At 64.9% G+C, this 21,265-nt stretch carries 24 protein-coding genes; 9 read left to right on the forward strand and 15 right to left on the reverse strand.

Going from position 1 to position 21,265, the window contains the following annotated elements:
• The first annotated feature begins 4 nt into the window (after positions 1 to 4).
• From LGQ10_RS10495 to LGQ10_RS10515, 5 genes are all read left to right on the forward strand, one after another.
• Positions 5 to 1,285 (forward strand): glycerate kinase, encoded by a 1,281-nt coding sequence (locus tag LGQ10_RS10495; protein WP_058433725.1) that lies wholly within the window; start codon positions 5 to 7, stop codon positions 1,283 to 1,285.
• Positions 1,275 to 2,690 (forward strand): pyruvate kinase, encoded by a 1,416-nt coding sequence (gene pyk, locus LGQ10_RS10500; RefSeq protein ID WP_058433726.1) that lies wholly within the window; start codon positions 1,275 to 1,277, stop codon positions 2,688 to 2,690. Before LGQ10_RS10495 ends, pyk begins: the two co-directional genes overlap by 11 nt.
• Positions 2,691 to 2,797: 107 nt before the next feature.
• Complete coding sequence (locus LGQ10_RS10505; protein ID WP_226525498.1) at positions 2,798 to 3,718, forward strand: urea transporter; 921 nt, start codon at positions 2,798 to 2,800, stop codon at positions 3,716 to 3,718.
• 21 nt (positions 3,719 to 3,739) lie between these two features.
• Positions 3,740 to 4,564 (forward strand): ion transporter, encoded by an 825-nt coding sequence (locus LGQ10_RS10510; protein WP_058433728.1) that lies wholly within the window; start codon positions 3,740 to 3,742, stop codon positions 4,562 to 4,564.
• Between the two features lie 90 nt (positions 4,565 to 4,654).
• Positions 4,655 to 5,656 carry a sulfate ABC transporter substrate-binding protein gene (locus LGQ10_RS10515; protein ID WP_226525499.1) on the forward strand — a complete coding sequence of 334 codons (1,002 nt, stop codon included), beginning with the start codon at positions 4,655 to 4,657 and terminating at the stop codon, positions 5,654 to 5,656.
• A gap of 243 nt (positions 5,657 to 5,899) precedes the next feature.
• On the opposite strand, the gene LGQ10_RS10520 is transcribed toward LGQ10_RS10515, so the two are convergent.
• Together LGQ10_RS10520 and LGQ10_RS10525 are read right to left on the reverse strand one after the other, a co-directional pair.
• The gene (locus LGQ10_RS10520; RefSeq protein ID WP_226525500.1) at positions 5,900 to 6,349 is read right to left on the reverse strand and encodes a RidA family protein; all 450 of its coding nucleotides are present in this window, start codon (positions 6,347 to 6,349) and stop codon (positions 5,900 to 5,902) included.
• A 135-nt stretch (positions 6,350 to 6,484) separates the two neighbouring features.
• Complete coding sequence (locus tag LGQ10_RS10525; RefSeq protein ID WP_058433731.1) at positions 6,485 to 7,114, reverse strand: hypothetical protein; 630 nt, start codon at positions 7,112 to 7,114, stop codon at positions 6,485 to 6,487.
• 258 nt (positions 7,115 to 7,372) lie between these two features.
• Here LGQ10_RS10525 and LGQ10_RS10530 point away from each other — a divergent pair, with 258 nt between their 5' ends.
• The gene (locus LGQ10_RS10530) at positions 7,373 to 8,581 is read left to right on the forward strand and encodes an MFS transporter (protein ID WP_058433732.1); all 1,209 of its coding nucleotides are present in this window, start codon (positions 7,373 to 7,375) and stop codon (positions 8,579 to 8,581) included.
• A gap of 75 nt (positions 8,582 to 8,656) precedes the next feature.
• Positions 8,657 to 9,541 carry a LysR family transcriptional regulator gene (locus LGQ10_RS10535; RefSeq protein WP_226525501.1) on the forward strand — a complete coding sequence of 295 codons (885 nt, stop codon included), beginning with the start codon at positions 8,657 to 8,659 and terminating at the stop codon, positions 9,539 to 9,541.
• A gap of 8 nt (positions 9,542 to 9,549) precedes the next feature.
• On the opposite strand, the gene LGQ10_RS10540 is transcribed toward LGQ10_RS10535, so the two are convergent.
• The 11 genes from LGQ10_RS10540 to ccmA all read right to left on the reverse strand — a co-directional run bounded on the left by LGQ10_RS10540 (position 9,550) and on the right by ccmA (position 18,188).
• Positions 9,550 to 10,692, reverse strand: a complete 1,143-nt coding sequence (locus tag LGQ10_RS10540; RefSeq protein ID WP_226525502.1) for a hypothetical protein — start codon at positions 10,690 to 10,692, stop codon at positions 9,550 to 9,552.
• 116 nt (positions 10,693 to 10,808) lie between these two features.
• The gene (locus LGQ10_RS10545; RefSeq protein ID WP_058434084.1) at positions 10,809 to 11,219 is read right to left on the reverse strand and encodes a hypothetical protein; all 411 of its coding nucleotides are present in this window, start codon (positions 11,217 to 11,219) and stop codon (positions 10,809 to 10,811) included.
• A gap of 12 nt (positions 11,220 to 11,231) precedes the next feature.
• The gene (gene ccmI, locus LGQ10_RS10550) at positions 11,232 to 12,437 is read right to left on the reverse strand and encodes a c-type cytochrome biogenesis protein CcmI (RefSeq protein ID WP_226525503.1); all 1,206 of its coding nucleotides are present in this window, start codon (positions 12,435 to 12,437) and stop codon (positions 11,232 to 11,234) included.
• On the reverse strand, positions 12,434 to 12,904 hold the full coding sequence (locus tag LGQ10_RS10555) for a cytochrome c-type biogenesis protein CcmH (RefSeq protein WP_058434085.1): 471 nt from the start codon (positions 12,902 to 12,904) through the stop codon (positions 12,434 to 12,436). Before LGQ10_RS10555 ends, ccmI begins: the two co-directional genes overlap by 4 nt.
• Complete coding sequence (locus LGQ10_RS10560) at positions 12,901 to 13,437, reverse strand: DsbE family thiol:disulfide interchange protein (RefSeq protein WP_058434086.1); 537 nt, start codon at positions 13,435 to 13,437, stop codon at positions 12,901 to 12,903. The genes LGQ10_RS10555 and LGQ10_RS10560 overlap by 4 nt, the downstream gene beginning before the upstream one ends.
• Positions 13,434 to 15,425 (reverse strand): heme lyase CcmF/NrfE family subunit, encoded by a 1,992-nt coding sequence (locus tag LGQ10_RS10565; RefSeq protein ID WP_226525504.1) that lies wholly within the window; start codon positions 15,423 to 15,425, stop codon positions 13,434 to 13,436. Before LGQ10_RS10565 ends, LGQ10_RS10560 begins: the two co-directional genes overlap by 4 nt.
• A gap of 3 nt (positions 15,426 to 15,428) precedes the next feature.
• Positions 15,429 to 15,884, reverse strand: a complete 456-nt coding sequence (gene ccmE, locus LGQ10_RS10570) for a cytochrome c maturation protein CcmE (protein WP_058434088.1) — start codon at positions 15,882 to 15,884, stop codon at positions 15,429 to 15,431.
• Complete coding sequence (gene ccmD / locus LGQ10_RS10575; RefSeq protein ID WP_058434089.1) at positions 15,881 to 16,057, reverse strand: heme exporter protein CcmD; 177 nt, start codon at positions 16,055 to 16,057, stop codon at positions 15,881 to 15,883. Before ccmD ends, ccmE begins: the two co-directional genes overlap by 4 nt.
• Complete coding sequence (locus LGQ10_RS10580) at positions 16,054 to 16,809, reverse strand: heme ABC transporter permease (RefSeq protein ID WP_058434090.1); 756 nt, start codon at positions 16,807 to 16,809, stop codon at positions 16,054 to 16,056. The genes ccmD and LGQ10_RS10580 overlap by 4 nt, the downstream gene beginning before the upstream one ends.
• Before the next feature lie 78 nt (positions 16,810 to 16,887).
• Positions 16,888 to 17,556: a heme exporter protein CcmB gene (ccmB, locus tag LGQ10_RS10585; RefSeq protein WP_058434091.1), complete on the reverse strand. Its 669-nt coding sequence runs from the start codon at positions 17,554 to 17,556 to the stop codon at positions 16,888 to 16,890.
• Entirely contained in the window at positions 17,553 to 18,188 is a 636-nt protein-coding gene (ccmA, locus tag LGQ10_RS10590) for a cytochrome c biogenesis heme-transporting ATPase CcmA (RefSeq protein WP_058434092.1), read from the reverse strand. The genes ccmB and ccmA overlap by 4 nt, the downstream gene beginning before the upstream one ends.
• Before the next feature lie 196 nt (positions 18,189 to 18,384).
• Between ccmA and LGQ10_RS10595 the strand changes: the two genes are divergently transcribed.
• Positions 18,385 to 19,968 (forward strand): flagellar hook-length control protein FliK, encoded by a 1,584-nt coding sequence (locus LGQ10_RS10595; RefSeq protein ID WP_226525505.1) that lies wholly within the window; start codon positions 18,385 to 18,387, stop codon positions 19,966 to 19,968.
• Positions 19,965 to 20,294, forward strand: a complete 330-nt coding sequence (locus LGQ10_RS10600; protein ID WP_058434104.1) for an EscU/YscU/HrcU family type III secretion system export apparatus switch protein — start codon at positions 19,965 to 19,967, stop codon at positions 20,292 to 20,294. The genes LGQ10_RS10595 and LGQ10_RS10600 overlap by 4 nt, the downstream gene beginning before the upstream one ends.
• A 57-nt stretch (positions 20,295 to 20,351) precedes the next feature.
• Here the strand turns inward: LGQ10_RS10600 and LGQ10_RS10605 are convergent, their stop codons facing one another.
• Positions 20,352 to 20,744: a DUF2802 domain-containing protein gene (locus LGQ10_RS10605; RefSeq protein ID WP_058434096.1), complete on the reverse strand. Its 393-nt coding sequence runs from the start codon at positions 20,742 to 20,744 to the stop codon at positions 20,352 to 20,354.
• Positions 20,745 to 21,227 (reverse strand): chemotaxis protein CheW, encoded by a 483-nt coding sequence (locus LGQ10_RS10610; protein WP_011060011.1) that lies wholly within the window; start codon positions 21,225 to 21,227, stop codon positions 20,745 to 20,747. It lies immediately after the preceding gene.
• Positions 21,228 to 21,265 lie beyond the last annotated feature (38 nt).

The raw sequence follows: 21,265 nt of genomic DNA on the forward strand, positions 1-21,265 counted from the left end.
CGCCATGTCGGCCGATCCGCAACAATTGCTGCGTGAGCTGTTCGCCACAGCCATCGACGCCGCCCATCCGCAACACGTCCTCGAACCCCACCTGCCCAGCGACCGCAGCGGCCGGGTCATCGTCATCGGTGCCGGCAAGGCCGCCGCCGCCATGGCCCAGGTGGTCGAACGCAACTGGCAGGGCGAAGTCCGCGGGCTGGTGGTCACCCGCTATGGCCACGGTGCCCCCTGCAACAAGATCGAAGTGGTCGAGGCCGCCCATCCGGTACCCGATGCGGCGGGCCTGGCCGTGGCCCGGCGAGTGCTGGAACTGGTCAGCGACCTGACGGAACAGGACCGGGTGATCTTCCTGTTGTCCGGTGGTGGTTCGGCGCTGCTGGCCCTGCCCGCCGCCGGCATCACCCTGGCCGACAAGCAGGCGATCAACAAGGCACTGCTCAAGTCCGGCGCCACCATTGGCGAGATGAATTGCGTGCGCAAGCATCTCTCGGCGATCAAGGGCGGTCGCCTGGCCAAGGCCTGCTGGCCGGCCACGGTGCATACCTATGCCATTTCCGACGTGCCGGGCGACCTGGCGACAGTCATTGCCTCCGGCCCCACCGTGGCCGACCCCAGCACCTCGGCCCAGGCCCTGGCGATTCTCCAGCGCTACGCCATCGACGTGCCGCCAGCGGTGCGTGAATGGTTGCACAACCCCGAGTCGGAAACGGTCAAGCCTGGCGATCCGAGCCTGGCCCGCAGTCACTTCCAGTTGATCGCCCGCCCCCAGCAATCCCTCGAGGCGGCAGCCGTCAAGGCACGCCAGGCCGGTTTCAGCCCGCTGATCCTCGGTGACCTGGAAGGCGAGTCTCGCGAGGTGGCCAAGGTCCATGCCGGGATTGCCCGCCAAGTGGCCCTGCATGGCCAGCCTCTGGCCGCGCCCTGCGTGATCCTCTCCGGTGGCGAGACCACGGTCACCCTGCGCGGCACGGGTCGTGGCGGGCGCAATGCCGAATTCCTGCTGAGCCTGACCGAGAGCCTCAAGGGCCATCCCGGTATCTACGCCCTCGCGGGCGATACCGATGGCATCGACGGTTCCGAGGACAACGCCGGGGCGATCATGACTCCAGACAGCTACGCCCGCGCCGCGGCCCTGGGCTTGAACGCCAGCGACGAGCTGGACAACAACAATGGCTACGGTTACTTCGCCGCCCTGGACAGCCTGATCGTCACAGAGCCGACGCGTACCAACGTCAACGACTTCCGCGCCATCCTTATTCTCGAGACGCCCAAACATGACGCCTGACAAGAAGGTCAAGATCCTCGCCACCCTGGGTCCGGCCACCGATGGCCTGGAGGATATCCGTGAGCTGGTTCAAGCCGGCGTGAATATCTTCCGCCTCAATTTCAGCCATGGCAGCCATGCCGACCATGCCCAGCGCTACGCCTGGATTCGCCAGGTGGAAAGCGAGCTGAACCACCCCCTGGGCATCCTCATGGACCTGCAAGGGCCCAAGCTGCGGGTCGGTACCTTCGCTGCCGGCAAGGTCCAGCTGGTGCGCGGGCAGCCCCTGCGCCTGGACCTGGACCCGACACCGGGCGATGCGCGACGGGTCAACCTGCCCCACCCGGAAATCATCGCCGCGCTGGAACCAGGCATGGACCTGCTGCTGGACGACGGCAAGCTGCGCTTGAAGGTCCAGGCCAGGCACGCCGACGCCATCGACACCCTGGTGCTCAACGGTGGCGAACTGTCGGATCGCAAGGGCGTCAACGTGCCCCAGGCCGTGCTGGATCTCAGCCCGCTGACCGCCAAGGATCGCCGCGACCTGAGCTTCGGCCTGGAGCTGGGCGTGGACTGGGTGGCGCTGTCCTTCGTGCAGCGCCCGGAGGATATCCGCGAAGCCCGGGAGCTGATCGGCAACAAGGCATTCCTGATGGCCAAGATCGAAAAGCCCTCGGCGGTGGCCCAACTGCGGCAAATCGCCGAGCTCAGCGACGCGATCATGGTGGCCCGGGGCGACCTCGGGGTCGAGGTGCCGGCCGAATCCGTACCGCAGATCCAGAAGGACATCATCGGCACCTGCCGCCAGCTGGGCAAACCGGTGGTGGTGGCGACCCAGATGCTCGAATCCATGCGCTTTTCCCCGGCACCGACCCGCGCCGAGGTGACCGATGTCGCCAATGCCGTGGCCGAGGGCGCCGACGCGGTGATGCTGTCGGCGGAAACCGCCTCCGGCGAGTACCCGCTGGAAGCCGTGCAGATGATGAGCAAGATCATCCGCCAGGTGGAAACCGGGCCGGACTACCAGGCCCAGCTGGACGTCAGCCGGCCCCAGGCCGAGGCCACGGTGTCCGATGCGATCAGCTGCGCGATCCGGCGCATCTGCAGCATCCTGCCGGTGGCCGTGCTGGTGAACTACAGCGAATCAGGCAGCTCGACCCTGCGCGCCGCCCGGGAGCGACCGTCGGTGCCGATCCTCAACCTGACCCCCAACCTGCAGGCCGCACGGCGCCTGACCCTGGCCTGGGGCGTGCACTCGGTGGTCAACGATCGCTTGCGCCAGGTCGACGAGGTCTGCAGCACGGCCCTGGAAATTGCCCAGGCCCAGGGCCTGGCCAAGCGCGCAGACACGGTGGTGATCACCACCGGTGTGCCGTTCGGCCAGCCGGGGACGACTAACTCCCTGCGTGTCGAAACCCTTCTCTGACCTGCCCCCACTGCCCGCGCTGCTTCCCCATTCATCCGGCGCTCTCCCCAGAGAGAGCCCGGTGCATCGGACGCAGCCAGCAGTGGCCACACTCACCGATATCCATCATGCCGTCACAGTCCTTCAACGCTTTGTGCCCCGATTGGGCCACTGCCCTGCTCAATGGCTTCAGCCAGATCTTTCTCCAGCGCCACCCGCTGTGCGGCCTGCTGTGCCTGCTGGCGATCCTGGCCAGCGCCCCGACCCTGCTCGGCGGCGCCCTGCTCGGCGCCCTGGCCGGGCTGCTCACCGCCCAGCAACGGGGCTATGCCAAGGCCGACCGGCAAGCCGGGCTCTTCAGCTACAACGGGATACTGCTGGGGTTGCTGCTGAGCCTGTACCTGCCGTGGTCGATCCTGCTGCCGCCGTTGATCATCGCCGCCGGCGGCCTGAGCGCGATCATCACCCAGCAGTGGCTCAAGCGCGCTCGTCACCCGGCCAGCCTGCCGGCCTACACCGCCCCCTTCGTCGGCCTCGGCTGGCTGCTGGCCGGCCTGTTTGCCCCTCTGCCTGCCAGCGCGCCGGGCCTGCCCGCAGTGACGCTGCCCGGATTGCTGGACGGCCTGTTCCAGGGCCTGGGCCAGGTGATGTTCCTCGGGAACTGGCAGGCGGGCCTGCTGATTTGCGCCGGCCTGCTCTTGGCCAACCGCCGGGCAGCGGCCTGGACCCTGGGTGGCTCGGGGTTCGGCCTGGCCGTGGCGTTGCTGCAGCAGGCGCCCGACCAGGCGCTGTCCGGCCTGGCCGGCTACAACTGCGCGCTGGTGGCCCTGGCGCTGAGCCAGCGGGGCCTGCGCCCCTGGTGGCCAGTGCTGGGCATGGTCCTGGCGCTGCTGATCACCCCCGGGCTCGCCGCGATGGGCCTGGCACCCCTCACCGGCCCCTTCGTCCTGGCCTGCTGGCTGGTGCTGGCCTGCAACCGGGCATTCGGCCGTAGACCTCGCAACGACGCGCCTTGCGCTCCTGCGACAAATCCCCCTAGGCTTCGCTGATCTTCGATTCAGGCGATTTCCATGGGTAACAGCGACAACTGGCGGCAACGCCTCTACGTGATGATCTTCCAGACCGATACGGTGGCCGGAAGACGCTTCGACAGCACCTTGCTGCTGATCATTCTCGCCAGCCTGGTGATCGTGATCCTCGACAGCATCGACCAGGTCCATCGCGACTACGCCAATGTCCTGGCCTATATCGAATGGGGCTTCACGCTGATCTTCGCCATCGAGTACGGGCTGCGCCTGTACTGTTCGCCCAAGCCGCTGCGATATGCCTTCAGCTTCTACGGCCTGGTGGACCTGCTGGCGATCGTCCCCGGCATCCTCGCCCTCTACTACAGCGACGCCCAGTACCTGCTGATCATCCGCATCATCCGCATGTTGCGGATCTTTCGCGTGCTCAAGCTCGCGCCCTACCTCAAGCAGGCCCACTACCTGCTCGACGCCCTGCGCGGCAGCAAGCAGAAGATCCTGGTGTTCCTGCTCAGCGTCTGCACCCTGGTCACGGTGTTCGGCACCCTGATGTACGTGGTCGAGGGCCCGGAGCACGGCTTCACCAGCATTCCCAAGGGCATCTACTGGGCCATCGTCACCCTGACCACCGTGGGCTACGGCGACATCGTGCCCAAGACCGTGATCGGCCAGGTGATCTCGTCCATGGTGATGATCACCGGTTACTCGATCATCGCGGTGCCCACCGGGATCTTCACCGCCGAGCTGGCCAGCGCCATGCGGGGCGAACAGCTCAAGCACGACTGCCCGGTGTGCCGCAAGAACCACCACGAACCGGCCGCCGCCTTCTGCTCCCGTTGTGGCAACGCCCTGTTTAAAAAGCTGGAATAAGCAAAGTACTTTTTAATCTTTAAAGAGATATAACGCCCCGGCTATAGTCGGCGGCAAATTGCCTTCACTCTCGAATAAAAGGAATGTGCAGTGAAAAAACTCTTCAGCGCTTCGCTCCTGGCCGCCGGCCTGGCCCTGGGCAGCGTGGCCCAGGCCGCACCGACCCTGCTCAACGTTTCCTACGACGTGATGCGCGATTTCTACAAGGACTACAACACCGCCTTCCAGAAACACTGGAAGGCCGAGCACAACGAGAACATCACCCTGCAAATGTCCTTCGGTGGCTCCAGCAAGCAAGCGCGCTCGGTGATCGACGGCCTGCCGGCGGATGTCATCACCATGAACATGGCCACCGACATCAACGCCCTGGCGGACAACGGCAAGCTGGTCCCGGACAACTGGGTCACTCGCCTGCCGAACAACAGCGCGCCGTTCACCTCGGCCACCGTGTTCATCGTGCGCAAGGGCAACCCCAAGGCCCTGAAGGACTGGCCCGACCTGCTCAAGGATGGCGTACAGGTGATCGTGCCCAACCCCAAGACTTCGGGTAACGGCCGCTACACCTACCTCTCGGCCTGGGGTTATGTGCTCAAGAACGGCGGCGACGAGAACAAGGCCAAGGACTTCGTCGGCAAGCTGTTCAAGCAGGCCCCGGTGCTGGACACCGGCGGCCGTGCCGCTACCACCACCTTCATGACCAACCAGATCGGCGACGTGCTGGTGACCTTCGAGAACGAGGCGGAAATGATCGCCCGCGAATTCGGCCGCGATCAGTTCGAGGTGATCTACCCGAGCGTATCCGCCGAAGCCGAGCCGCCGGTATCGGTGGTGGACAAGGTGGTGGAGAAGAAAGGCACTCGCGCCGCCGCCGAGGAATACCTGAAGTACCTGTGGTCGCCGGAAGGCCAGGAAATCGCCGCCAACAACTACCTGCGCCCACGTGATCCGAAAGTGCTGGCCAAGTACAACGACCGTTTCCCGAAAGTCGACTTCCTCTCGGTGGAGAAGACCTTCGGTGACTGGCGCAGCGTGCAGAAGACCCACTTCAACGACGGCGGGGTCTTCGACCAGATCTACACCAACGCCAAGTGACCCCTCGCGGGTAAATGAAAAAAGCGACCTGCGGGGTTAATGCCGATCAGTTGAGGAGATTGTAGGAGCGAGGCTTGCCCGCGATGGACTTCAGAGCGCTGTGTTTATCCAGTAAACACGCGCTACCGTTAAAGACCATCGCGAGCAATCGAGCGTCGACCGGCTGCTCCTACGGGGATCACCTTGCTTGAGTGACTGGCATTAACCTGCGGGGTCGGTTTTTTTATGTCTCAGGCACAAAGTTCAGAGGGCCCGCGCCGGATTGAACAGCGCCGCTTCGGCGACCTGATGACGCTCATCCAGCACCGCCTCCGCCTCGACCTCGATCAGCCACTCCGGCAGCGACAGCCCGCTGACGATGATCCACGAAGACGCCGGTGGCTGGCTGACAAAACGCTCGAGCAACACCGCGCTGATGTGCTCCTGCTGGTCCCGGGCCGCCTCGGCGATATAGATGCGCAGCATCACCACATCCTCCAGCTGGCCACCGGCCTCGGCCAGGACCCTGGCGATGTTGTCGAAGGCTTGCTCGGTCTGCTCCCGCAGGCCCGGGCCCACGGTGCGCTCCTGCTCATCCACCCCCACCTGGCCGGAAAGCAGCAGGCGGCGACCACCGCGCACCTCCACCGCCTGGCTGAAACCGTATTGCAGGGAATTGAACACACTGGCTGGGTTGAACGTCGACTTTTCCACAAGGCACTCCCGGCGCATTGAACGACCGGAAACCGTAAACCAAGTGCCTGGCGACTTCCACTGCAACCCGCGTGCTGCAACATCTGGCAATGCAAGCCCCGGCTTGCGCAACCCGCACCGCGGTGCAGCAAAGGCCTACATCGGTGGTGCAACGCCGTCCTTGCCAGCGGAAATCGACTGCGCGGTGAGTTTGCCGTCGGCGCCCTGGGTGACGAACATCACCACCTTCACCCCGGCCTTGAGCAAGCTGCGATCCCCCGGGGCCAGGTTGACGATGGGCACGTCGTCCGGCACCAGGATCTTCTGCTGGCCACCCTTGTAGTTGACGGTCAGGGTCCGGCCATTGCTCACCACCAGGTCACCGACACTGCCGTTGGTCATGCTGCTGCCCTTGGCCAGGTCGAAGGGGCGGTGGCCATCGCCGGTACCGGCCAGCTGTGGTGGAAACACATGCACTTCCAGGGCCTTGAGGGTGCCATCGGCCATCGGCATGGCCGCCGAGCCGATGTAGCTGCCGGGCTTGATGTCCTCGATGTTGGCCAGGGTCACGGCGCGCACCTGGGTCTGCGCCGTCAGATCGATACTGACATTCTCGCCGGTGCTGGCATGCACCCGCAGCACATCGCCACTGATGCCGGTGATCTCCCCCCGCACGCCAATACGCAAGCCCGGGGCATCCTGGGCCAGGGCCGCAACGCCAACCAGGCTGAGCGCCAGGACAACGCCCTGAGCGGCGTACAACAAACCACGCAAAGACCGATTCATGGGATGGATTTCCTCTATTGAAAAAGGGGGTTCAAGCCACTCCGGGAGCGAATGGCGAACATGAGCATGCTATCGAACAAGATGTAAGTAAATGTATCATAAGCCCTCGTCAGCGGCATCCGTCCCGGCTGGCAGCGCAACGCCTTGAATCGGTCATTTATTCCCCTCGGGAATGAATGCTATTGCCCCGCCCTCTCTACTGCGTTACCGCGCCGCCTCTTAACCTTGCCCCATCTTTTCGCCGCCAAGAGAATTGCGATGAGCTCAACGACCCAGGCGCTGCCCCTGCGCAGCGTGACAATGACCCCAGGCATGGTGCTGCTGTTCGCCTTCTGCTGCGGCGCCATCGTCGCCAACATCTACTACGCACAACCCATCATCGAGCTGATTGCCCCGGACCTCGGCCTGTCCAGCTCCCTGGCCAGCCTGATCGTGTCCCTGACCCAGATCGGCTATGCCCTGGGCCTGTTCTTCCTGGTACCGCTGGGAGACTTGCTGGAAAACCGCCGGCTGATGGTGATCACCACCCTGGTGGCCATCGCCAGCTTGCTGGGAGCGGCCTGGACCCAGCAGCCCAACGTCTTTCTCCTGGTGTCGCTGCTGATCGGCTTCAGCTCGGTGTCGGTGCAGATCCTCATTCCCCTGGCTGCGCACCTGGCTGCGGAAGAGTCCCGCGGCCGAGTGGTGGGCGGGATCATGGGCGGCCTGTTGCTGGGAATTCTCCTGGCCCGTCCGGTGTCCAGCGTTGTGGCCGATCTATTTGGCTGGCGCGCGATGTTCATTGCGGCCGCCGTGCTGATGGCGGCCATCAGCGTGGTCCTGATGCTGACCATGCCCAAGCGCCAACCGGCCCATAGCGCCACTTATGGCCAACTGCTGCGCTCACTGGGGAGCTTGCTGCGCCGGCAACCGGTCTTGCGCCAGCGAGCCTTCTACCAGGGCTGCATGTTCGCCAGCTTCAGCCTGTTCTGGACCGCTGCCCCCCTGGAGCTGGCACGGCATCACGGCCTGTCGCAGAGCCAGATCGCGATCTTCGCCCTGGTGGGCGCCATCGGTGCCGTCGCCGCCCCCATCAGCGGGCGCCTGGCGGATGCCGGCCACACCCGCATGGCCTCGCTGCTGGCCATGCTCCTGGCGGCCCTGAGCTTTGTCCCGACGCTGATCCATCCCGCCTACAGCGTGATCGGCCTGGCGGTGACCGGGGTGGTCCTGGACTTCTGCGTACAAATGAACATGGTGCTCGGGCAACGGGCGGTGTATGCCCTGGACGCCCACAGTCGCAGCCGCCTCAACGCGCTGTACATGACCAGCATCTTCATCGGTGGCGCCTTCGGCTCATCGATTGCCAGTGCGGTGTACGAACATGGCGGCTGGCTGGGCGTGGCGCTGGTGGGCAGCGCCTTCCCGCTACTGGCCCTGCTGCGTTTTCTGCTGGTGGCGGACAGCCGCCGAGCGGTGCGTGCCTAGGCAATTCGGGCTGAACCCGGTGATAGTGTCGGCGCCCGCTCTCGGGTGCCTCCCCCTCTCCTGCAAGGACAACCGATGGACCGCCTAGCTGCGATGGAAACCTTTGTGCATGTGGTGGAAAGCGGGTCCTTCTCCGCAGCCGCCCGACGCCTGAACCTGGGCCAGCCTGCCGTATCCAAATGCATTGCCCAGTTGGAAGCTCATCTGCAAGTGCGGCTGTTGTTGCGCTCCACCCGCGGCTTGACCCCTACCGAGGCCGGCCAGGCCTATTTCGAACGGGCCCGGCGCACCCTGGAGGAAGCCTGCGAGGCAGAAAACGCCGCCCGCGGGTCGGCTGCGGCATTGCGCGGCACCCTGCGCATCTGCGCCGCGGTGACCTTCGCCCGCATGCACATCGTGCCCCACCTGGGGGCCTTTCTCGATCGTCACCCCGGGCTGCAGATCGACGTGGTGCTGGACGATCACCACATCAATCTGGTGGAAGCCGGGGTGGATGTGGCGCTGCGTATGGGCAGCCTGGCCGATTCGACCCTCACCGCGCGCAAAATCGCCGAATGCCCTCGCTTGCTGCTGGCCACCCCGGAGTACCTGGTCACACACGGCGAGCCTCGGCATCCGGCCGATCTGAGCGAACACCAGGCCCTGATCTACAGCCGGGAGCCCGGCCATCTCTGGCGCTTTGCCCAAGGCGACCAAGAGCAGCAAGTGACTGTCAGCGGCAGGATTCGGGTCAATGCTGCGGAGGGCTTGCGGGCAGCGCTGCTGGCACATCAGGGCCTGGCAACCGCCTCGCAATGGATGTTCGCCCCGGAATTGGCCAGCGGTGCAGTCAAGGCGCTGCTGACCGACTGGCAACTGCCACGCCAGCAACTGTGGGCGGTGTTTCCCGGCGGGCGCCTGGTGAGTGCCAAGGCCCGGGCCTTTGTCGAGTACGTGGAACAACTGCTGGAGCGCATCTGAAGCGCGCTTCAGATGCGCTCGCGGACCAGTACCTCGATGTTCAGCGCCTCGCCCCAGCGCCGCAGCCGCTCGATCAGGCCCTGATCGGTTTCACCGACCAGGTACAGGATATCGATGGTCTGAGTGGCGGCCCACTGCACGAACTCGCTGCCATCGAAAGCGGCCAGCGTCTCGAGCCGAAATTCGTTTTCATAGAATCCCGGGGCCACCGCCACCGGGGTGTCCTGGGGGCCAGCCGGGGCGATGAAATCACAGGCCAGGTGCACCACGCCCCAGCGCGCCACCCGCCAGTTGCCCAGGGCCTCGTCCAGCCGGGCCCGGGCGCCACGAGCAAAACCCAGGCCGTCGATCACCACCCGCCGGTTGACGATCAGCCACAGCTTGCGCCGCCGCGGAACCTTGAGCAGCACCTCGCCAGTAATCTTCGAGGCCCGCAGGGCCAGGGCGATCACCAGCAACAAGGGGACGAAGTAGCTGTACACCCGCTCGGTGTCGGTGGCCTGCACCAGGCCCTGGAGCCGATGTACCTCGCCACGCTGGTACTGCAGTTCGGCGAAGCTCTGGCCAAGGCTCTCCAGCCATTGCATCACCGCCGGCGCCGAATACTCGCCACGCAGGTCGTCCAGTGCTTGCTGCACCTTGCTCACTGCCAGCACCGAAGGCCGGCCATCGGCCGTGCGCTCCAGGGCACCAAAACGCTCGCACAAGCTTGCGACCTGGGCCGCATCACGCGGGTCGTGCAAGTCGAGCGCCGCCTTGCAGTGCGCGGTGCCGAGCATGTCGTCGAGCTCCGTGGCAACGCGGCGCTGGGCCCCGGCTTCGGCCTGGCGCGCCAGCTGGTAGTCGCTCTGGAACCAGTCCACCCGTACTGCCTGGGTGGCACTGATCAGCGCCAGGGAAGCCAGTGCCAGCCAACCGTAGTCGACCTTCTTCCAGCCCACGTCCCCCAAGGGGAACACCGAGATGAAGCTCCAGCAGAAGAAGTAGTACATGAAGCCGAACGCCAGCAGCAGGCTGGCCGGCTCCAGGGACAGGTAGATCACCTCGGGCACCTGAGTCGGGCCCAGGCCATAGGCCAGCAACAGGGCCACGATCAGCACCATACAGGCGGCCATGGGCAGGAAGTAGGGTTTATTCAGGGATTTTTTCATCGGGCGCTCAACGGCAGCGGCTCAGGAACACCCCGCTGTATCGGCAGGGACCTGCGAGGCTTAAGCATTTCGACCAAAGGCCCTGGCCCGGGCCTTCGCGGGTAGCTTGCGGGGGATTAACGGAACTGGCGGCCGAGGCCGGCAGGCACGCCGTGGATATCGGTATCTTCCCAGGGACCGTCGGGGCTGATGGAGCGACTCCAGCCGTTGTTCCAGCGGTAGTAGGTGCGCTGGCGATAGAAGGTGTTGTCCTGGTTGTCCAGCACGTAGACCCCGAGCCGTGCATCCCAGTGGCTGTGCCCGCCCGGAGGCGGTGCGAAGCTGGCGGAAGTGCGCGGCAGGGGCTTGGAGGGAGCTGGCGCCTGAGGCACGCCCGGCTTGCCAGGAGGCGCCGTGGGCGGCGCCGGATGGCTGCTCGGTGCTGCGGGCGGGATAGGCTCGGAACTGCTGGGAACCGGCTGCTGGACCGTACAAGCGCTCACCCCCAGGACCAGAGATAACAGGGTGATGCGAGCGATGGCGGTCATGGCGGTTTCCCTTTATTGATCCGGACTGTCGATGGTCAGCTGCTGGGCCACGCGGGTGCTGCTGGCCAGGGGCTGGCTACGCCCGACCCACTCACCGGCCATTGGCTGGCCTGCACGGGATACGCGCGCAACCAGTTGGACTTCGGGGAAGTTCGACAGTTTCAACTGCGGCACCATCGCGTCGGCATCTCCCAACTCGACGGTCACCGGCAGATCGGCCACGGTCAAGCGCTTGGCTGCCAACGGTGCAGGCGGCCCCTGGGTGGCACGGGCGAAGATGAACACGCTATCACCCGGCTGGACCTTGGCCTTGAGCTCGGCAGCCAGGTCGACCCGAACCGTGAGCTTGGCCCCCTTGGCCTTGGCAGCAGGCTCAGCCGCGACCTTGCCCCCGGCCGCGACCAGTTTCTCGCTGGCGCGGTCGATACCCCCTTGCAAGGCAGCGCGAGACTTGTCGTCCGCAGGCAGTTGCGCCTGCAGCCGCTTCCAGTAGTCGATGGCCTCCTGGAACCGCTCGCCCTCGAAGGCGGCGATGCCCAGCAGGCCCAGGCTGGTGACTTCATTGGGATCGGCCTTGAGCGCTTCGTCAGTGAGGGCCCGGACCTTGTCCGACCACTGCTTGTTGTCGGCGAAGTACTGGGCCTGGGCCCACTGTCCCAGCAGCTCGGGCTGGCGCCCGGCCAAGGTCACGGTGCGTTCGAAGACCTTCGCCGCATCCGCCGGCCGATCCTGGGCCATGTAGGTGCGCCCGAGGAAGTACAGGCCTTCGGCGGAGTCCGGCTGAGCGGCCACCGCACGCTCCAGGCGCCGGGTCATTTCATCCATGGACTGCGGCGCCTGGGCGAATTCCCGGGTCAGCTCGACCTTGTCGCTGGCACCGAAATGCAGGTACAGGGCCAGGCCCAGAACCGGCACCAGTACCGCCGCCAGCAGCGGCAGCGGCTTGCCCAGGCGCGAAGTACGCACCTGGCCGCTGCCCTCGGTGTCCGCCAGCAACTCGCGGGCGGCCTCGGCACGACCGCTGTCCAGTTGCTCGGCGCTGAGCACGCCCTCCTGCTGCTGGCCCTGCAATTCAGCCAGGCGTTCTTCATAGAGCGCCACGTTCAGCGCGGTCCGGTCCTCTTCGCGCTGGGCGCGGCGCTCACGCAAAACCGGGATCAACAGGAAACTCAAGGCGATCAGGAGCAACAGGCCTGCCGCAAGCCAGAAATCAATCATGGGTGGTTTTTATCCAGCAGTTGGTCGAGGCGCTGCCGCTCTTCGGCGGAAAGCGTGTTCGGGCTGTCGCTGCGCTGGGCGCGGCGGCGCCGGACAATCACGGCGATGATCACCAGGCCGCCCAGCAGCAGGCCGGCAGGGCCGAACCAGAGCAAGGCGGTCTTGCCGGTCAGCGCCGGGTTGTAGCGAACGAAATCACCGTAGCGGTCGACCATGAAGTCGATGATCTGCTGATTGTCCTTGCCCTCGCCGAGCATGCGGAAAATCTCCTTGCGCAGGTCCGCGGCGATCGGGGCGTTGGAGTCGGCGATGTCCTGGTTCTGGCACTTGGGGCAGCGCAACTCCTTGGTCAGCTCGTGGAACCGTTCTCGATCGGTATCGTTGGCGAACTGGTAGGTGTCGATGGCGGCATGGGCCACGCCGATAATGCCCAGGCCAAGGATGGCGGCGGCTAACCAGCGCTTCATGGCTTGGCCTCGTCCACCAGGGCCTGGTACTTGGCGGCCAGTTGCTCGCGCCACACCACCTCGTCGATGACCCCGACGAACTTGTCGCGGATGACGCCCTTGGCATCGATGAAGAAGGTTTCCGGGGCACCGTAGACCCCGAGGTTCAGGCCCAGGGAGCCCTCCTCGTCGCGCACGTCCAGCAGGTAGGGGTTATGGAACTCGGCCAGCCACTTCAGGGCATCGGCGTTGACGTCCTTGTAGTTGATCCCGTAGATCACCACGCCGCGCTCGGCCAGCTTGTTCAGCACCGGATGCTCGACCCGGCAGGAAATGCACCAGGTGGCCCAGACGTTGACCAGCGCCGGCTTGCCCAGCAGGTCGGCACGGGTCAGGGTCTTGTCGCCCTGCACCGAAGGCAGGGAAAACTCCGGGAACGGCTTGCCGATCATCGCCGAGGGCAGCTCGGCCGGGTCCAGGTACAACCCGCGATAGAGGAACACCGCCACCACCAGGAACAGGGCCAGGGGCAACATCATCATCCAGCGCTTCATGCAGTGGCTCCTGTCATGCCCAGCGCCTCGCGCAAAACACGGCTCTTCACCTTGACCCGATAGCGCCGGTCCATGGCCGCCAGCAAGCCACCGAAACCGGTGAGCAGGCCGCCGAACCAGATCCAGCGCACGAACGGCTTGACGTGGACCCGCACCGCCCAGGCGCCGTCACCCAGGGATTCGCCCAGGGCCACATACAGGTCACGGGTGAAACCGGCATCGATCCCGGCTTCGGTCATCATCGAGCTCTGCACGGTGTACAGGCGTTTTTCCGGGTGCAGCACCGCCACTTCCTTGCCGTTGCGCACGACGCGGACAGTACCCTTGTCGGACGTGAAGTTAGGTCCTTCGAAGTGCTTGGCGCCTTCGAAGATGAAGTGATAGCCGGCCAGTTCCATGGACTCGCCCGGCTCCAGGCGCAGGTCGCGCTCGGCGCTGTTCTGGCTCGACAACACCACGCCCAGGGCACAGACCGCGATACCCACGTGCGCCAGGTGCATGCCCCAGTAGCTGCGGGTCAGGCTCGGCAGCCCCTTGATCAGGCCCTTGTGGCGGGTCTTGTCGAAAATATCCCGCACTCCGGCCAGCAACACCCAGGCTGCCAGCATGAAGGTCGCCAGCACGGCCCAGTTGAAGTCGCCGTAGGCGATGCCGGCCACCACGGCCAGGGCCACGCTGCCCAGCAGCACGGGGCCGAGCATGCCCAGCAGCCATTTCACCGGGGTGTCTTTCCAGCGCACCAGCACGCCAACCGCCATCACCACCATCAGCAAGGCCATCAACGGAATGAACAGGGCGTTGAAATAAGGCGGGCCCACCGACAGCTTGGCGCCGCTCAAGGCATCCAGTACCAGCGGATACAAGGTGCCCAGCAGAATCATCGAAGCCGCCACCACCAGCACCAGGTTGTTGCCCAGCAGCAGGGTTTCCCGGGACCACAGGTTGAAGCCCACCTGGCTCTTGACCACCGGTGCGCGCAGGGCGAACAGGGTCAGGGACCCGCCCACCACGAACAGCAGGAAGAACAGGATGAACACGCCGCGCTCGGGGTCGGAGGCAAAGGCGTGGACCGAGGTCAGGACCCCGGAGCGGACCAGGAAGGTTCCCAGCAGGCTCAGGGAGAACGCGGCGATGGCCAGCAGCACGGTCCAGCTCTTGAACACCCCGCGTTTTTCCGTGACGGCCAGGGAGTGGATCAGCGCCGTGCCTACCAGCCAGGGCATGAAGGAGGCATTTTCCACCGGGTCCCAGAACCACCAGCCACCCCAGCCCAGTTCGTAGTAGGCCCACCAGGAACCCAGGGTGATACCGATGCCCAGGAAGGCCCAGGCAACGATGGTCCAGGGCCGCGACCAGCGGGCCCAGGCGGCGTCGAGGCGTCCACCGAGCAGCGCGGCGATGGCGAAGGCGAAAGCCACCGAGAACCCCACGTAGCCCATGTAGAGCATCGGTGGGTGGACGATCAGGCCAATGTCCTGCAGCAGTGGGTTGAGGTCACGGCCATCGGCCGGCACCTGGGGCAGGATCCGGGCGAACGGGTTGGAGGTCACGATCAGGAACGACAGGAACCCGGTACTGATCATGCCCATGATCGCCAGCACCCGGGCCAGCATCACTTGCGGAAGCTGGCGCGAGAACACCGACACGGCGAACGTCCAGCCGCCCAGGATCAGTGCCCAGAGCAGCAGCGAGCCTTCGTGGGCGCCCCACACGGCGCTGAACTTGTAGTACCAGGGCAAGGCGCTGTTGGAGTTGTGGGCGACGTAGGCCACCGAAAAATCATCGCTCATGAACGCGTAGGTCAGGCAGCCGAAGGCGAACACCAGGAAGGCGAACTGCCCCCAGGCCGCTGGCTGGGCCAGGCTCATCCACAACCGATCGCCACGCCAGGCACCCAGCAACGGCACCACGGCCTGAACCAGGGCCAGGCACAGGGCCAGGATCATCGCCAGTTGGCCGAGCTCGGGAACGAACAAAGCGGTACTCATGGCTTAACCCTCCCTGGCCGGCGTCGGGGCCGGCTGGCCGCTGTCTTTCAGGGCCTTGGTGACTTCCGGCGGCATGTACTTCTCGTCGTGCTTGGCCAGCACTTCATCGGCCACCACCACGCCCTCGGCGTTGATCTTGCCCAGGGCGACGATGCCCTGCCCTTCACGGAACAGGTCCGGGAGGATGCCGCGATAGGTGATGGTCACCGACTTGTTGAAGTCGGTGACCACGAACCGGACGTCCAGGGAATCGGCGGAACGCTGCAGCGAGCCGGCCTGCACCATGCCGCCGGCACGAATGCGCGTGTCATGGGGGGCTTCGCCGTTGGCGATCTGGGTCGGGGTGTAGAACAGGTTGATGTTTTCCTTGAGCGCGCTGAGGGCCAGGCCGACAGCGATGCCGACACCCACCAGGATCGCCAGGATGATCAAAAGACGCTTTTTGCGCAGCGGATTCACTTACCGTTCTCCCGGCGCAGACGACGCGCCTCTTGTTGCAGATATCGCTTGCGGTCCAGGATCGGCGCCACCAGCTCGCGCGCCAGGACCACCAGGCAGATGCCATAGGCCGACCAGACGTAGAGGCCGTGATGGCCCATGTCGAGGAAGTCGCTGAAGGATGCAAAGCTCATTGTGCGGTCTCCAGGCTGCGTTGTACTTCGGCCTTGACCCAGCTGGTCCGGGCTTCGCGCTTGAGAACCTCCAGGCGCATGCGCAGCAACAGCAGCACCCCGAAGAAGCAGTAGAAACCCAGTACCGTCAACAGCAATGGCAGCCACATTTCCACCGGCATCGCGGGCCTTTCGGTCAGGGTGAAGGTCGCGCCCTGGTGCAGGGTGTTCCACCACTCCACCGAGTACTTGATGATCGGGATGTTCACCACACCGACAATGGCCAGTACCGCACAAGCCTTGGCGGCGCTGTCACGGTTGCTGATGGCGGCGTTCAGGGCCATGAGGCCGGCATACAGGAAGAGCAGGATCAGCATCGAGGTCAGCCGGGCATCCCAGACCCACCACGAGCCCCAGGTCGGCTTGCCCCAGATGGCCCCGGTCACGAGTGCCAGGAAGGTGATCGAATGCCCGATGGGCGCCGCGCACTGCAGGGCGACGTCGGCCAGTTTCATTTTCCATACCAGCCCGACCACCCCGCACACGGCCAGCATCACGTAGCAGGACTGGGCCAGCATCGCCATCGGCACATGGATATAGATGATGCGAAAGCTGTTGCCCTGCTGGTAGTCCGGTGGCGCGAAGGCCAGGCCCCAGACCACGCCGATACCGATCAGCAACACGGCGGCAACGCTCAGCCAGGGCAACAGCTTGCCGCTGATGCCGTAAAACCATTTGGGCGAGCCGAGCTTGTGAAACCAGGTCCAGTTCATTCGTTGTTTCCATCACGGTTGCTCTTCGCTTTCACGAACAGCCAGGGTCTTTACTGGTCAAAAAACAACCAGACCTCATTATTCGCCGACGCTGATCTTCAGGCCAGCAGCTATTGCAAAGGGTGTCAGGGTTATTGCCAGGGCCGCCAGGCTCGCGAGCCACAACAGGAAACCGGTCGTCGGCAGCCCCTGCAATGCCGCTTGCAAGGCACCACTGCCCAGAATCAGCACGGGGATATACAGCGGCAGGATCAGCAGCGCCAGCAACAGGCCACCGCGCTTGAGTCCGACCGTCAATGCCGCGCCCACCGCCCCCAGCAGGCTGAGTACCGGCGTCCCCAGGAGCAGCGAGAGCAGCAGCACGGGTAGGCACGCGGCCGGCAAGCCCAGCATCACCGCCAGCAAGGGCGCGAGCAGTACCAGTGCCAACCCGGAAAACACCCAGTGTGCCAGCACCTTGGCCAGGACCAGAAGGGCCAGGGGGTGCGACGAAAGGACCCACTGCTCCAGGGATCCGTCCTCGAAATCACTGCGAAACAGCCCGTCCAGCGAGAGCAGGACGGACAATAGCGCCGCCACCCAGACCAGTCCGGGAGACAAGGTTTGCAACAATTGTGTCTCAGGCCCCACCGCCAGCGGAAACAGGGCAACGACGATGGCAAAAAAGACCAGGGGGTTGGCCAGTTCTGCCGGGCGACGGCACAACAGGCGTGCTTCGCGGGCTACCAGCAAGAAAAAGACACTCATGCCGCCCACCGTCCCAGATCGATATCGCGGTAGCCCGACGGCATGCGCGCCAGGCTGTGGTGAGTGGTCAGCACGATCATTCCGCCCCGCTCGCAATGGGCGGCCAGGTGTTCTTCGAGCTGGGCCACGCCCTGTTTGTCCAGGGCCGTGAAGGGCTCGTCGAGAATCCACAGCGGCGGGCCATCCAGGTACAGGCGTGCCAAGGCCACGCGGCGCTGCTGCCCGGCAGACAGGGTATGACAGGGAACGTCTTCGAAACCTTTCAGGCCCACGGCGGCCAGGGCCTGCCAGATCGCTTCGCGCCGGGCCGGTTGGTGCAGGGCACAGAGCCAGCTGAGGTTTTCCTCGGCGGTGAGCATGTCCTTGATTCCGGCGGCATGGCCGATCCACAACAGGCTGCGGGCCAACTCGGCGCGCTGGGCATGCAATGGCTGGCCATTGAGCAGCACCTGGCCACTGGTGGGCTGCATCAGGCCGGCGAGCAAACGCAGCAGGCTGGTCTTGCCGCTGCCATTGGGACCGCTGATCTGCACCATGTCTCCAGCCGTCAGACGCAACTCGAGGTGTTCAAACAACATCCGCCAATCGCGCTCACAAGCGAGTGCAACGGCTTCGAGAAGAGGGCTGGTCAAGGGATAGCGGGCCTTTACGGGTTCAAGTCGGCAGTGGAGCGGCCGTTAAAGGAATGCAGGATAAATGCATTGGCGGCCTGTTCTAGAGAGCTGCGTCAAACAATTGTATTGTTTTTACCACTCCTTCAAAGACGGGCGGCATTATACATGTGAGCCCCTACCTTACAGGGGGTTAATTTCCACAGGTTGTGTCCGAATGACAGGCGAAATGAACATCCTCCCGCTGCCGCCGACGCCCGCTCCCGGAGCCTCGCGTCCACAGCTGCCCAGTGGTGAATTGCTCAAGCTGACGCCACCGCTGGAGGGGCTGATTGCCGCGGGCCAGAGCGCCAGGGCCGAAGTGCTGTCGCTCAAGCAGACCGACCAGAGCTTCGAGCTGCTGCTCAAGCTGACCCTGGACAACGGCCGGCAAACCACCCTGCAGGCCACCAGCAACCAGCCCCTGCCCCAGGGCACCAGCCTGGCGGTGACCCAACCCTCGGCGGGCAACCTGGCCATTACCGTGCAGCAGGCCATCGCCTCCAACGTCGCCGCCCTGACCCGCCTGGACACCAGCCAGTTACCACCCGGCACCTTGTTGCAGGGCAAGGTCCTGACCTCGCAACTGCTGCCCCAGGGCAACCAGCAGCCAGCGGTGTACCGCTCCCTGGTGAGCCTGCTCAATACCGCCCAGAGCGGCAGTACCCTGAGCCTGGAAAGCCCGCAGCCACTACGTATCGGCAGCTTGCTGAGCGCCCTGGTCACGGATGCCCAGACCCTGAACTTCGTCCCCTTGAGCAACCGCCAGGACCAACTGGCCATTGCTGCCCAACTGGCCAGCCAGCAGAACCGCCAGGGCTCCCTGAGTGGGCTGCTCAACGCCTTGCAGAACCTGCCCGCCGACAGCACCCAGCCCGGCAGCGACCTGCGCGCCGCCGTCGAGCGCCTGCTGGGCAGCCTGCCCGACGCACAGCAACTGAGCACTGCGCGCGGGGTGGCCCAGGCCCTGCTGGGCAGTGGCGTGTTCCTCGAGGCTCGGCTGCTGGCCGCCGGCACCCCGGGCCCGGCACCGGACCTCAAGGCCGACCTGCTGCGATTGGTCGCCCAACTGACACCGGCCCTGCCGTCGTCCACCAGCTTCAATGCGATCATTGCCGCCAATACCCTGGCGCAGTCCATGCCCAGCTTCGTGCGCAGCGCCCTGGGCACCCTCGGCCAGGTCAGCGCCAAGGCTTCTCCCGGCGGCTTCCCGCTGCCCGAACGCTTGCTGCAGAGCCTGGAAGGAGGTGGCAGCCTGGAACAACTGCTGCGCCTGGCCGCCGCCGCAGTCTCGCGCCTGCAAAGCCATCAACTGGCAAGCCTGGAACAGAGCGGACGCACTGACGATGGCCGGCAACTGACCACCTGGCAGTTGGAGATCCCCATGCGCAACCTGCAGGACATCGTGCCCCTGCAGGTCAAGCTGCAGCGCGAAGAAGCCGCCGAACCGGACCCCCAGCCCCAGAACAAGCGCGAGGAGCACGAGCCCAGGCAAACCCTGTGGCGGGTCGACCTGGCCTTCGATCTGGAGCCACTGGGCCCGTTGCAGGTCCAGGCACAATTGATCCAGGGGCGCCTGTCCAGCCAGCTATGGGCTGAACGCCCCTACACCGCGAGCCTGATCGAAAGCCACCTGGGCAGCCTGCGTGAACGCCTGCTCGCCTCGGGCCTGGACGTCGGTGACCTGGATTGCCACCTCGGCACCCCACCCCAGGGCCCGCAAACCCGATTGGAACAACGCTGGGTCGACGAAACCGCATGAAGCACTCCACGCCCCCCCGCCAGGCCATCGCCCTGAAATACGACGGCCAACAGGCACCGACCCTCACCGCCAAGGGCGATGACGAACTGGCCGAAGCCATCCTGAAGATCGCCCGGGACCATGAAGTGCCGATCTATGAGAACGCCGAGCTGGTGAAGTTGATGGCACGACTGGAACTGGGCGACAGCATCCCGCCGGAGTTGTATCGGACCATCGCCGAGATCATCGCCTTTGCCTGGAACCTCAAGGGCAAGTTCCCGGCAGGCCATGATCCACGGCAGCTGGAGTCGGAGAAGGACGTCACCGAGCGTGGCGACGATTACTAGAAGAGCAGCTGCAAGTCATGAACCGCAAGCTGCGTGCTTGAAGCTTGAACCTGATGCTCAGCCTTTGTGCATCTTGCTGACCAGCTCGGCCTCGGCCTGGGTCAGGCCGCAGGATTGGGTCAGCTCGTCGACACTGGCGCCCATGCCGACCAAACGCGCAGCCTGGGCAAAGGACAGGGTCGAAGGGTCGCGCTGCTCCAACTGCGCCAGCTTGTCCGGCAACGGCGCCACGACCGCGCGCAGCTCGTGCAGATCCTCGCCCATGCGCACCGTGCCGCTCTGGTAATGATCGACACGCTTGGCCAGCTCCTTGATCCGCTGGTCACGTACGGCATCGCCTTCAGCCTGCTGCGCAGCGATCTGCCGCTGATTGCGGGAATAGGACAGGAACAGCGCCAGGGTGGCGACCCAGAGGATCGCCAGGACAATCACCGCTACCTCGAGGATCAATCAGATACTCTCCAGTTCCGACCATTCCTCTTCGCTCATCATCTTGTCCAGCTCCACCAGAATCAGCAGCTCGCCGTTCTTGTTGCAGACGCCCTGGATGAACTTGGCCGACTCTTCGTTACCGACGTTAGGTGCGGTCTCGACTTCGGACTGACGCAGATAGACCACTTCGGCCACGCTGTCGACCATGATCCCGACCACTTGCTTGTCGGCCTCGATGATGACGATCCGGGTGTTGTCGTTGACTTCGGTCGGCACCAGGCCGAAACGCTGGCGGGTGTCGATCACCGTCACCACGTTGCCCCGCAGGTTGATGATCCCCAGCACATAGCTGGGAGCACCCGGCACCGGGGCGATCTCGGTGTAGCGCAGGACTTCCTGAACCCGCATCACGTTGATGCCGTAGGACTCGTTATCCAGCTTGAAGGTGACCCATTGCAGGATCGGATCTTCGGAACCCTGTGCAGATGACGACTTATTCATACCCTGACCCCTCAAAATACCGTTGGCAACGGCGTGTG

The sequence above is a fragment of the Pseudomonas sp. L5B5 genome (assembly GCF_020520285.1).
Lineage (GTDB): Bacteria > Pseudomonadota > Gammaproteobacteria > Pseudomonadales > Pseudomonadaceae > Aquipseudomonas.